General features: G+C 64.1%; 8 protein-coding genes. 3 read left to right on the forward strand and 5 right to left on the reverse strand.

Annotated elements, in window-relative coordinates; all coding sequences use genetic code 11:
- Nucleotides 1–3 precede the first annotated feature (3 nt).
- Both QCM77_RS11805 and QCM77_RS11810 read left to right on the forward strand, forming a co-directional pair.
- Entirely contained in the window at nucleotides 4–1,044 is a 1,041-nt protein-coding gene (locus tag QCM77_RS11805; protein WP_279683736.1) for an aliphatic amidase, read from the forward strand.
- Between the two features lie 283 nt (nucleotides 1,045–1,327).
- Nucleotides 1,328–4,417 (forward strand): autotransporter outer membrane beta-barrel domain-containing protein, encoded by a 3,090-nt coding sequence (locus tag QCM77_RS11810; RefSeq protein ID WP_279683737.1) that lies wholly within the window; start codon nucleotides 1,328–1,330, stop codon nucleotides 4,415–4,417.
- 3 nt (nucleotides 4,418–4,420) lie between these two features.
- On the opposite strand, the gene QCM77_RS11815 is transcribed toward QCM77_RS11810, so the two are convergent.
- The 5 genes from QCM77_RS11815 to QCM77_RS11835 form a co-directional block, all read right to left on the reverse strand.
- Nucleotides 4,421–5,251 (reverse strand): MlaD family protein, encoded by an 831-nt coding sequence (locus QCM77_RS11815; RefSeq protein ID WP_279683738.1) that lies wholly within the window; start codon nucleotides 5,249–5,251, stop codon nucleotides 4,421–4,423.
- A 194-nt stretch (nucleotides 5,252–5,445) separates the two neighbouring features.
- Entirely contained in the window at nucleotides 5,446–7,665 is a 2,220-nt protein-coding gene (locus QCM77_RS11820) for an acetate--CoA ligase family protein (protein WP_279683739.1), read from the reverse strand.
- 159 nt (nucleotides 7,666–7,824) lie between these two features.
- Nucleotides 7,825–8,805, reverse strand: coding sequence for a glycosyltransferase family 2 protein (locus QCM77_RS11825; RefSeq protein WP_279683740.1), 981 nt, complete (start codon nucleotides 8,803–8,805; stop codon nucleotides 7,825–7,827).
- Between the two features lie 150 nt (nucleotides 8,806–8,955).
- A complete protein-coding gene (locus QCM77_RS11830) occupies nucleotides 8,956–9,525 on the reverse strand; it encodes a class GN sortase (protein ID WP_279683741.1) in 570 nt (189 codons plus the stop codon).
- A gap of 200 nt (nucleotides 9,526–9,725) precedes the next feature.
- Nucleotides 9,726–11,987 carry a marine proteobacterial sortase target protein gene (locus QCM77_RS11835; RefSeq protein ID WP_279683742.1) on the reverse strand — a complete coding sequence of 754 codons (2,262 nt, stop codon included), beginning with the start codon at nucleotides 11,985–11,987 and terminating at the stop codon, nucleotides 9,726–9,728.
- Nucleotides 11,988–12,172: 185 nt separating this feature from the next.
- On the opposite strand from QCM77_RS11835, the gene QCM77_RS11840 reads away from it, so the two are divergent.
- A complete protein-coding gene (locus QCM77_RS11840; RefSeq protein ID WP_279683743.1) occupies nucleotides 12,173–12,943 on the forward strand; it encodes a helix-turn-helix transcriptional regulator in 771 nt (256 codons plus the stop codon).
- The last annotated feature ends 13 nt before the right edge of the window (nucleotides 12,944–12,956 follow it).

Here is a 12,956-nt window from a genome sequence, read left to right on the forward strand (position 1 = left end):
AAAATGCTTCACGGTGACATCTCCAGCAGCAACGACACCGTCGGCGTCGCGGTGGTCAACTACAAGATGCCCCGCCTGCACACCAAGGCCGAGGTGCTCGATAACGCCCGCAAGATCGCCGACATGGTGGTGGGCATGAAGACCGGCCTTCCCGGCATGGATCTGGTGATTTTTCCGGAATACTCCACCCAGGGCATCATGTACGATTCCAAGGAGATGTATGAGACCGCTTGCGCGGTGCCCGGTGAAGAGACCGCGATTTTTGCGGAGGCCTGCCGCAAGGCCAAGGTGTGGGGTGTATTCTCGCTCACCGGCGAGCGCCACGAGGAGCATCCGCACAAGGCGCCCTACAACACCCTGATCCTGATGAACGACAAGGGTGAGATCGTGCAGAAGTACCGCAAGATCATGCCGTGGGTGCCGATCGAGGGCTGGTATCCCGGCAATTGCACCTATGTCTCCGATGGCCCGAAAGGGATGAAGGTCAGCCTGATCATCTGCGACGACGGCAATTTCCCGGAGATCTGGCGCGACTGCGCCATGAAGGGCGCCGAGCTGATCGTGCGTTGCCAGGGCTACATGTATCCGGCCAAGGAACAGCAGATCCTGATTTCCAAGGCGATGGCGTGGGCCAACAATGTCTATGTCGCGGTCGCCAATGCCGCCGGCTTCGACGGGGTCTATTCCTATTTCGGTCACTCCGCGATCATCGGTTTCGACGGCCGCACGCTCGGTGAGTGCGGCGAGGAGGACTACGGCATCCAGTATGCCCAGCTGTCGAAACATCTGATCCGCGATGCCCGTCGCAACGGTCAGTCGCAGAACCATCTCTACAAGCTGGTCCATCGCGGCTACACCGGCATGATCAATTCCGGCGAAAGCCCGCGCGGCGTCGCGGCCTGCCCCTATGATTTCTACAAGAACTGGATTGCCGATCCCGAAGGCACCCGGGACATGGTCGAGGCGATGACCCGCTCGACGCCGGGGACCGCGGAATGCCCGATCGACGGCATCCCGAATGAAGCGGCGGCCACCAATTACTGAGCCATTGCGGATGCCGTAGGATGGGCGGCGTCGCGGCCGGCCGGAGTGAGGCGCACCACGCGCAAAATGGGAAGTTTGAGTCGCAAAACCGTGGCCCGGTTGCAACATGCCCGCCGGATTCCATCCCGGTTGTGCGCCAAACGGACGCATTCGGGCGGAGCGTAGTATTGCGGGGCCTCCTGATGGCCTAAGTTCCCGGCGGAACTGCAGGGAATGGGGAGCGCGTGACGTGAGGGGCGAGGGGCTACGGAGGCGGCAGGATCGACTGCGCCGGGGCGGCGCCGTGTCATCCGTCGGCGCATCGGCAATCCTGACCATTGTGTTTGGCCTTGGTCTTTCGACGACATCGGCCAGCGCGCAATGCGTCCCCGATCCCGCCTTGAGCGGCCAGACCGTCACCTGCAGCGGCTCCGATATCGACGGCTTTCAGGCCGGAGCCGGGGTCGACAGCCTCATCGTCAATGTGCTGCACGGAGCTGCTGTCCAGGACAACGGCACGGTGTCGATCGGCGTCAACGATTTCAGCACCGTCACCAACAACGGAACGCTGTCGCCAGGCTCGGGCCTGATCGGCATCAGCATTGGTAACTCGAACGCCGTGACCAATAACGGCGTCATCACGGTGCTCGACAATGGCCTGGGCATCTCCGCGCTGGATCACAACATCATTGCCAATGCCGGCACGATCACCACCGGCGACGGCGGCATCGCGCTCTCGGTCGGCGATAACAATACCGTCACCAACAGCGGGGCCGTGTCGGTGGGCGTATCGGGCGCGGGCATCTTCGCGGGCCTGAACAATACGATCACCAATACCGTGACCGGCACGATCACCGGAGGCAGCGATTCGATCGGCATCTACGCCTTCGGCGGCGCGACCGTGACCAATGCCGGTACGATCACGATTGGCGATTCCGGTGGATTCTCAGGCGGCATTCTCGCGATCAATGACAACAACACGGTCACCAACACGGCCACCGGTACGATCTCGGTCGGGCAGAATGCCGCCGGTATCTTCATGCAGGGGAACTTCCAAACCGTCAGCAATTTCGGCGCCATCATGGCCGGCGACTTTGGCGTCGGCATTGCCGTGTTCGGCGATGACGCCAAGGTGACCAATGGCGGTTCGATCACGACGGGCGACAGCGGATCGGCGGGCATTTCGGTGCAGGGCGATCGGGCCGTCATCAGCCAGAGCGGGACGATCAATGTCGGCCTGGGCGGTGCGGGCATCGCCTTTACGGGCCTGTCCTCCACGATCACCAACAGCGGACGGATCGCGGGGGCCGATTTCGCCGAGGGCATCATAGCTTTCGGTGATTCCAACACCGTGACCAACAGCGGCACGATCACCGTCGGCGATTCCGGCATCGGCATCGACGTGAGCGCGTTCACAACGGGCAACCAGGTCGTCAATACCGGCACCATCACTGTCGGGGCCGGGGGTGTCGGCATCAGCGTGAATGGCGGAGCGAGCGTCTTCAACTCCGGCACCATCAACGCCGCGACCGGCTTTGCCGCGATCGAGTTTTGTATCTGCGGCCCGAACACGCTTACGCTCGGGCCCGGCAGCATCATCAACGGCCTGGTTCTCGGCACCGGTACCGACACGTTCCAGCTTGGCGGCACTGGCAAGGACACGTTCGATCTCAGCTTGATCGGTACCGGCCTCCAGTACGACGGCTTCTCGACCTTCAACAAGGTCGACAGCTCGACCTGGACGGTGACAGGCACTGGAAATCAGGACTGGAACGTGCTCGGCGGCACGCTCATCCTCGCCGGAACCATCAACGGCAATGTGACCGTCGCCGCCGGCGGCACATTCGGCGGTATCGGCACGGTCGGCAACACCGTCGTCAATGGCGGCACGCTGGCGCCGGGCAAGCCGACCGGGACGCTCACCGTGTCCGGCGATCTGTCGTTCACGAGCGCGTCGAGCTACATGGTGCGGGTCTCGGGTGCCAGCAGCGGCCTTACGGCCGTGACCGGAACGGCGACGCTCGGCGGCGCCACCGTGGTGGTCGTTCCGACCGGCACGATCGCGAAGCACTACACGATCCTGAATGCGTCAACTCTCCCCGATAAGTTCAATCCGGTCGTTGCGGGGCTCTCGTCGAACCTGAAGGCCGTCCTGAGCTACGACCCGAACAACGTCTTCCTGGATCTTTCGCTGAGCTACGGTTCGGGTCTTAACGTCAACCAGCAGAACGTCGCCAACGCGCTGGCGCGTTATTTCGATAGCACCGGCAGCCTGCCCGTGGTGCTGGCGAACCTTTCGCCGGCCGGCCTGACGCAGACTTCCGGCGAGTCGGCAACGGGTTCGCAGCAGACGACGTTCAACGCGATGAACCTGTTCCTCGGCCTGTTGACCGACGTGTTCGGCTCAGGGCGCAGCGGCACACCGGGTGCGACGCCCTTCGTCGACGAGACGAGCGCGAATGCGTATGCCGCGACCGGCAAGAGTGCGCGTGACAAGAGCGCACGCGACGCGTTTGCTTCGATCTACCGCAAGGCGCCGACTACGACGTTTGAGCAGCGCTGGGATGTGTGGGCCGCCGGCTATGGTGGCTCGCAGACCACCGACGGCAGCGTTGCTCTCGGCTCCAATCACACCTCCAGCAGCGTCTACGGCACCGCCGTCGGCCTCGACTATCGCTTCTCGCCGTCGACGATCGCCGGCTTTGCGCTTGCGGGCGGCGGCACCGGATTCAACGTCAACGGGCTCGGCTGGGGCCGCTCCGACCTGTTCCAGGCCGGCGCCTTCGTGCGCCATACCGCCGGACCGGCCTATATCACGGCCGCGCTGGCCTATGGCTGGCAGGACGTCACGACAAACCGCATCGTCACTGCTGCCGGTGTCGATCAGTTGCGTGCACAGTTCAACGCCAACGCGCTCTCGGGCCGGATCGAGGGCGGCTATCGCCATGCCACGCAGTGGATCGGCCTCACGCCCTATGCGGCGCTCCAGGCCGCCATGTTCAGCCTTCCGAGCTATTCAGAGTTCGCTGTGGTCGGCAGCAACGTCTTCGCGCTGAATTATGCCGCCAAGAACGTGACCAGCACCCGCACCGAACTCGGCCTGCGCGCGGATAAGTCGTTCGCCGCGGCCGGCGGCCTGATGACCCTGCGCGGCCGCGTCGCCTGGGCGCATGACTACAATCCGGACCGCACCGTCGGCGCGGTATTCCAGACGTTGCCGGGATCGGCGTTCGTCGTGAACGGTGCCGCCCAGGCGCGCGATTCCGCACTGACCACGGCGGCGGTACAGATGAGCTGGATGAGCGGCTGGTCTGCGTCAGCGACCTTCGAGGGCGAGTTCTCGAACGTCACCCGCTCCTACGCCGGCAAGGGCGTCGTCCGCTACGCTTGGTAGGCTCTACCGCTTTTGCTGCGTGGGCTTGCGCGGCGGGCGCGGTGCGGCGGCGGAAGCGGGCGTCCCGCTCATCTTGTTGGCGGCCTCGCTGAGGTCGAGCAACGAGCGACGGATGTCCTCGAGGAAGTTCGCCGATTTCTTCTTCATGGTGTCGGCGAGCTCGTGCAAATCCTGTATCTTTTCGAACAGCTCATCCGCCTTGCCATCGACAAAGCCGGGCACCACGCCCTCGATCTTTGTGACCGCCTTGTCGAAGCCCGCGAAGGCGCTGTCGACCTTGACCATGACCGTGTCGATTTCGCCGCCCTTGCTCCTGAGATCGGCGGTGTGGTTCTCGAACGTGCGCAGGCCCTCCTTGATTGCTGGGGCGTTGCTCACGATGGTGCGATCGACACTATGCAGAGTGTCGACGATGGATTCGGCGTCGCTGAGATCGGCGGTCAGCACGGGGACGCCGTCCGAGTCGAGCGGCACCGGCGACGCGGAGGGAGCGCCCCCGATCAGCGAGATTGCGGCGACGCCGGTGAGACCCTGGAACTCGATGCCCGCGACGGTGTCCTTGCGGATCGGCGCGGTGTTGTCGAGCATCACCAGCGCCACGGTCTTGCGCGGATTGTCCAGCTTGATCGACAGGATCTGGCCCGCGGGAACACCGTCGAAATTGACCGGCCCGCCGCGGCGCAGTCCGCTGGCGGAGCCGCCCTCGAACACCACGCGCAATTGGCTGCGGCTCTGGAGGGTGCGCCATTTCTGCACGCCGAGCAGGCCGCCGAACGCCACGGCGATCACCGCCAGTGTCGCCGTTCCGATCACCAGATTGCTCGCGCGTGCCATGCAGGGTGATTTTACGGCCAAAGTGGAGAAGTTGGAAGGATGATGCTGCGGCCGTCATGTTACGCAGGGCGGGTTAACGACTTGTCCGCCGTAGCTCGAAGAGCGAAGGCGGAAGCGTAACCCGCCACTGCCTCTCGCGTTTGTTGTGAGGACTGGCGGATTATGCTGCGCTAACTAATGCGCCCTGCGCGAGATCAATGCCCGGCGGCGCGTTTTGCTGCGGCATTGTTCAGCACAATGAGGGCATCGACGGCGACGCCGGTTTTGGCATTGATCAGGAACGGGTTGACGTCGATCGAGGCGATCCGGTCGCCGGCATCCGCGATCAGGTTGGACAGGCCGACCAACGCTTTCAGGGCGGAGGCCTCGTGCAAGGCCGGCTTGCCGCGATAGCCGCGCATCTTGATGCCGGCCTTGGTGCGATCGATTAGGAGGCGCGCCTCGGCCTCGTCCAGCGGCGCACCGGCGAGCGCCACGTCCTTCATAAGCTCGATGTCGATGCCGCCGGTGCCGAACAGCACGACGGGACCCATTTCGGCATCGAGTGAGGCGCCGACCACGAGCTCCAGATCGGCCTTGACCTGTTGCGCGATCAGGATGCCGTCGAGCTTCGGCTTGCCCTTCAGCTTGCTCACCCGCGCGGTGATATCGGCGAACGCCTTCTTCACCTCGGCCGCGTTGTTGAGATTCAGCACCACGCCGCCGATGTCGGATTTGTGCAGAATCTCGGCGCTGACGACCTTGGCCACGACCGGAAAGCCGATCTGCTTCGCGATCTTCACGGCCTCGGCTGCGGTCTTTGCGATAGCCTCCTTCGAGATCGGGATACCGTAGGCCTTCAGGAGCTTCTTGGAGGCGACCTCGTCGAGCGCGGCGCCGGTTGCCGATTTCAGCGCCTTCTCCAGCACGACACGCGCGGCAGGCTTCGAGCTCGAGACGATATCGGGCACTTCCTTGCGCAGCTTGGCGTAGTCGAGCAGCGACTTGATCGCGGTCACCGCGCGATCCATGCCCTGCATGACTGCGAGATGCGGCAGCGATTTGCGCAAGGTTTTGGTGGACTCGGTGAAGCCGATCGACATCGCGCTGATATAGATCACTGGCTTGCCGGCCCGGCTCGCCATCTCGTTGACGATCCGCAAGTTACGCTGGCGCAGCTCGTGCGGCGCCTTTGGCAGCTCGGCATCGACGATGACGATGTCGATATCGGGGTCGTCGATCATCAGCTCGATCGATTTCATGTAGACGGAGGGATCGACCACCGCGGCAAAGCCGGCGTCGAGCGGATTGCCGACGATCGAGCCCGGCCCGAGCATTTTTGCCAGCTCCGAGCTGACATGCGAGCTGAGCGGCGCAAAATTCAGGCCTTCTGCATCGAAGGCATCGATCAGCATGCCGCGCTTGCCGCCGGATAGCGTGACCGCCGCGAGCCGGTCGCCCCCGGGCACGGTGGCGTGGACGAAGCATTCGGTGGTCTCGATCAGCTCGTCGAGCCCGCCGACGCGGATCACGCCCTCGCGGGTTGCGATGGCGTCGAATGTCTCGATCGAGCCCGCGAGCGCGCCGGTGTGTGCCATCGCCGCCGCGCGGCCACCCTCGGATGCCCCGAGCTTGAGCGCGATCACCGGCTTGCTCGCGGCGCGCGCCGCCTTGCAGGCGTCCCGGAATGCCTTGGTGTTGCGCACGCCTTCGAGGTAGACCACGATCACCTTGATGCTCGGATCCTCGGCGAAATAGCGCATCAGGTCCGGCGTCTCGAGCCCGGCCTCGTTGCCGGTCGTCACCATGTAGCCGACCCCGACGCCGCGATCTTCCAGTGCCTGGCGGATCGCCATGACGATGGCGCCGGATTGCCCGGCAATGGCGACCGCGCCCTGTTCCATGGTGACGACACGGTCGTCGATATTGGTGAAGAGCTTTTCGCCGGCGCTCAAATTGCCGAGGCAGTTCGGGCCGGTGACCGCCAATCCCGTCTCGCGCACGGCCGCCTGCAGTTCGGCGGCGAGCTTCTGGCTCTCCTCATCCTGCAACTCGCTGAAGCCCGAGGTGACGATGGTGGCCGAGCGCGCGCCGGCCGCGGCGGCATCGCGGATCACCTGCACGGCAAAGCGCGCCGGCACCAGCACCAGCACGTGATCGGGCTTTTCCGGGAGGCTGGCAAAGTCCTTGTAGCAGGGGACACCCCAGATGGTGGCGCGTTTGGCATTGACCGGATAGAGCCCGCCCTCGTAGCCGTACTTGACCAGATTGTTCCAGATGCGCTCGGCGTAGTTGCCGGGCTTGTCGGTCGCGCCCACCAGCACGATGTTGTGCGGATGCAGCATGGCGTGGATGCCCTTGACGATGTCGCCGGCGTCGGGCGTTGGAGACCATGGATGCGAAGAACCGGACGCGGCAGATACGCGAGCTTCCATGGCGTGACCTCACCTGTTGTTCTTGTTGGCGGCGCGTCACTCTGTTCTATGGCGAGTTCTTCGGACTGGCAACCTCATGGGTGGGTATGCCGTGCGATGGAATGAACGCGCATCAAGCACTGGTGATCGACATGTTCGGATCACGGCTCGCGCTATCGTTCAGTATCTCAGGATGCTGAGCTTGTAGGCGTAGTGATAGGCCAGCTGCTTCGCGAGATAGGGAGCGATGGCGCGCCGGATCTGCAACTGTGTCGGATTGAAGCCGAGAACGCGGCGGCGCAGGATGCCCATCTCCCTGACGCCGACCGCATAGGTGGATGCCGTCTTCTGTGCGTCATGGATTCGAAAGCAGGCGAGAAATCGCGGCAAGCGTGCGAATTTGAATCCCTCGGCTTGCACCCGCAGGATGAAGTCCCAGTCCATCGCGTAGTGGAAGCTCTCGTCGATCGGGCCGATCCTGTCCCACACACGCCTGCGCCAGAACATCGTCTCCTGCGGAATGTAATCGGCATATCGCAACGCCTTGCCGTCATGGCGCGGCAGCACGGCGCGGCCGACCTCGAGTCCCTCGCGATCGACGAAGACGCGGTGGCCGTAGACGACGTCGACATGCGGATGGGCCATGAAGTAATTTGCGACATAAGCGAGTGTCCCGGGCAGCAGCATGTCGTCGCTGTTGAGATAGGCCATGATCTCGCTCTCGATGCCGGCAAAGCCGAGATTAATGGCGCTGGACTGTCCCTTGTCCGGTTCGCTCTTCCAGCTCAGGCTTTCGCCGCGGCTCTTCAGGAGATCAAGCGTGCCGTCGATCGAGGCGCCGTCCTGCACGTGATAATACAGGTTCGGATAGTTCTGGCTGACGATGCTGTCGATCGTGGCGCCGAGATATTGCGCATGATTGTAGCTCGGCGTGACCATCGCGATCCGGGGCGCATTCGAATGGATCGCAGGCGCCGGCGGGAAAGCCGTCAGGTTGAGCAGGCGCGGCGGATATTGCTCGAAGGTCCACATCGGCGGGCGGCGCCAGAGGCTCCGAAGCGAGGAGCGTCTTTGCCCGGCGGCAATAAGATCCTGGTTCCTCTCCAGGAGCACGACGCGGTTTTCGAGCTGTTCGAGACGCTGCCTGAACTCCTCGTCCATCACCGTTCTTCTCGCAAATTGCAGCGCAAAATACTCAATGGACCATTCCTATAGGTCTCCGGCCGACGCCGCCAGTTCAGCGGTTCGATCAAGCGTGATTGGCCAAGAGATCAGGCGCGGTTCCAAGAGGGGCGGACCGATTGCGAACCGCTATTCATCGGTTCCGATCAGGGTGGCATGCAGGATGTAGCGCTCAGGGCCGGACGCGATGGCGTCGAACGGCCAGCAGGTCGCGAGCACGAGCTCAAAGCCTCGCGTTGCGAGACCGATACCCGATGCATCGAAACGAACCACAGCGGAGGAATCCGCGCGATAGCGGAAGTGTTTGCCGTCACTGCGTGTGACATCGATTACGTCACCAACGGAAACATTCCGCAAGAAACGGAAATGTGTGTCGCGATGCGCGGCATATACGGCAACCCCGCGCTCGCCCGCATCAGCCGTTTGGTGGATATGGCCGGGCCCAAAAGCAAGCGCCTGGCCGCTCGTACCTTCCAGCACGATCGCGCTGGCGCCGATCCGCTTCACCTCGATCCGCGCGACCGGCCAGGTGTCGGCCCATGACCATGGCTTGACCACCTCGCCGGTCGCAACGCTCCGGTCGAACGCGCGCTCCAGCAGCACCTGCGCGAGCCACGCCTTGGCATGGATGTAGGCGCCGTCGCCGAACAGGATGACGCCGATCAGGGCGAGAACCAGGGGAGAGATGAAGCGGGGCATGGCACATTTTCCCGTCATTGCGAGCAGCGAAGCGACGAAGCAATCCAGACTGCCTCCCTGGATGGATTTCTGCATTGCTTCGCTTCGCTCGCACTGACGAATTCGGTTGAGCCGGCGTGTTCAAAAAAAGGCGCGCGCGGCCGTTGGTGTGGGACGGGCAGCCGCGCGCGCTAACAGAGGAGATCGGGGGGACTCCTCTCTCAAGCGGCGTCAGTGAGCAAGGACTGACGCCGGTTGAACACGAACAGGATCAGGGCGAGTACGACCAGGATCAGGCCTGCGGTCATCTTCAGCTCGGCCGAGGTCGCGGTCTTGGGCAGGCGGATCGCATCGGGTGTGGCGGGCGTCGGCCGCCTCGTGGCCGGTTGGCTGCGCGCATCGGCGTGACGCTCGCGGAGCTGCGCCGGGACCTGCGGTCGTTCGCCAAAGACCTTCGCAAAATCCCAGCCGGCCGGCAGGTTGATCGGCAATTCGCTGAGCTTGAGCGGCTCGCCTTCGGGACGGCTCGGCGTCTTGTCGACCGCGACGAGGCTGGTGAGCCGCGTGACGATCTGATGGTCGAGCGCGAGCGCCAGGATCGCCTTGTCGGATTCTTCGGGCGTCATCTCGCGCAGGGTGCGCGCCACTTCGGCATCGTCGATCTTGCGCTTGGCCCAAAGCTTCGACAGGCCTTTGCCTTCGGCCGCATTTTGCAGCGGCAGCGTCACCGACCATGGGCGGTCGCCGACGCGGCCCTTGATCTCGAGCGAGCCCGCGAGCTTGTCGAGCTTTGCCGCCAGCACCAGCGGCTCGTCGCGATAGACGTCGGGAATGATCGCCGGTGTGACGTCGGCCTTGGCTTCGGAGAACTTTGCGCTGAGGCCGGTCACGGCCGGGTTCTCAAGCTTGGCAAACAGGCCGCGCATACGCTCCTCGACCTGCTCGACGGAGCCGATATGGGTGAAGGCTCCACGGCCGAGCTCGGCGGCGCGCGTCATCAGATAGGTGTTGGGCGCGGATCCGATGCCGACCATGAACACGCGCGAGCGGCCGCGCATCGCCGTGATCGCTTCGAACAATTGCTGCTCGTTGCCGATCGCGCCGTCGGTCAGGAATACGACCTGGCGAACCATGCTGGTGTCGCCGAGCTTGTCGGTCAGCGCGGCCCGCATCGCCGGCACCATCTCGGTGCCGCCGCGCGCCTGCAAGGCGCTGACGAATGAAGTGGCTTCACCAACATGCGCGGCGTCGGCCGGCACGGAGGTCGGAAACAGTACGTCCATGGTGTCGTCGAAGCGGATGACGTTGAAGCGATCGGCCGGTTGGAGACGAGAGAGCGCATAAGTGAGGCTCGCCTTGGCCTGAACGATCGACGTGCCGCCCATCGAGCCGGAATTGTCGATCACGAACACCACTTCGCGCGGCGAAGGCTTCTGCGTTGCCTGCTCGATGGTGGGCGGGGTGACGAAGGCGAGCAGATAATCGGCGCCGCCGACGCGCTCGCGGAACAAACCGACCGACGGCGCCTTCACAGCGGCCGGCTTCCAGGTCAGTTCGAAATCGCGGTCGGCCGGCACTGCACCGTCGGCAAGCGTGACGATTCGCGTCGTGTTGTCCGGGCTCCCGACCTTGACGTTATGGTGGGGGCTCTTGACCTCGCCGAGCGCAAAGCCGGCGTTCAGGCGTACCGTGATGCTGGTTGGATTGACCGGCGCATTTTTGGCGGGATCCAGCACGGGCGGCGAGATGCGGTCGCGGTCCGGCACCGGGTCAGAATTCGTCGCGCCCCAACCGGAGCCGTCGTTGCGGAAGTCGACGCTCTGGACGATCGGCGCCGGATTGTAGCGCGGCCCGACCACCAGCGGCACGCGCAGCGAATATTCGTTGCCGGATTGGTGCACCGGCTCCTGATATTCGATCTGCACCAGCACGGTTTCGCCGGGGCCGATATTGGCGACCGAGTTGGTGAAGATGTTCGGCCGCTCCTGTTCGGTGAGCGCGGCCTTCTGGCCGGCGCGACGCGCCTCTTCGTAGATCACGCGCGCCTGCTGCCGCTCCTTGATGTCGCCGACGATGACGCGGTCGCCGACCACCATCTTCAGCGTATCGACGGCACCGCCGGTGGGGAGCGGGTAGACATAGGTTGCCTCGACCCAGTCCTTGGTCGGGTTGCGGAAGACCTGGGTGACGCGGGCGCGCAGCGTCGGGCCTGATACCGTGATGTCGACGTCGATGCCGAGGCGGATCGCTTCCGTGTAGGCGCCGTCCTCCTTGAGGAGGAGAGACCCGGATTTGGCGTCGCCGGGCTGGAGCAGGCTGGCCCGCTCCGTCGTCGCCGACCAGCCCGGCTCGAAGCTCACCAGCAGGGCCATGAAGGCGACCAGCATCACCGCGACGCCCTGCACCAGAAGAAACAATCCGAGCCTGATCAGCCGGCTCAGCATGGGGTGTTCGTCGCTGTCCGTTGTGTCGTAGGTGTCCATTTGGCCTGCTCCCGGAGGATGTTTGCTGGCCCTCAGCATCCGCCGGGATAGCCCGATTTCGCGAGCAGAATGATCGGCAATGTTCCGCCGCGTCCGGCCCGCGCGGTCCGCCTCTGCGTGGCGAAGTGTGGTTTTGTGCTGGTTTGTCCGCCCTGCTAGAGTGGCCATGCTGGAGCAGGGCCACGATGCAGACGCAGGACAAGTTCACCGACAAGCAGCTCTCGGACGAGCAGAGCCGCGAGATCGCGGAGACCATTCGCGAGGAGCTCGCCAGACGCCGGATCTCCCGGCAGGCGCTGGCCGAGCAGGCCAAGCTCAGCCTGTCGACGCTGGAGAAGGTGCTCGGCGGCCGACGGCCGTTCACGCTGGCGACCACGGTGCGCCTGGAGCAGGCGCTGGGGGTCTCCTTGCGCAAAAGCGCCGTCGTGGTGACGCCTCCGGCCGCAAGCGATGTCGCGCCCGACAGCCTCGGCTCCTATGCACATCGCGCGGTGACCTGGCTCGAGGACGTCTACATCACGCTGCGACCGTCGTTCGGCGACAAGGACGCTATCTTCGCCTACCGTACCGAGATCGTCTGGGAGCCGAAGGTCTCCTCACTGGTGTTCCGCGAGGGTGAGCGGACCGATGCCGCCTACGAGCACACCGGCGAGGTTGCGGTGCCGCATCAGTCCGGCTTCATCTATCTCGTCATCATCAAGCACGGTCAGCATCGCGTGATCACGGTGTCGCGGCCGACGGTTGCCGGCGAGATGTATGGGATCATCTCCACGCTCCGCGCCGGGCCCGGTTCGCAGCTAACGCCGATCGCAGCGCCGATCGCCTACGTGCCGCTCCGGAACTTCCCGAAGCCCTCGCTGGGACGGGTCGTGCCTAGTGACGCCAATCATGAATTGTATCAAAAGCATCTGCGCCGCACGGTGGATGAATCGTTCGCGTTGTTTCTGTCGGTTTGATCCACGGGAAATA

The organism is Bradyrhizobium nivariense (assembly GCF_029846695.2).
In the GTDB taxonomy this organism is placed as follows: Bacteria; Pseudomonadota; Alphaproteobacteria; order Rhizobiales; family Xanthobacteraceae; genus Bradyrhizobium.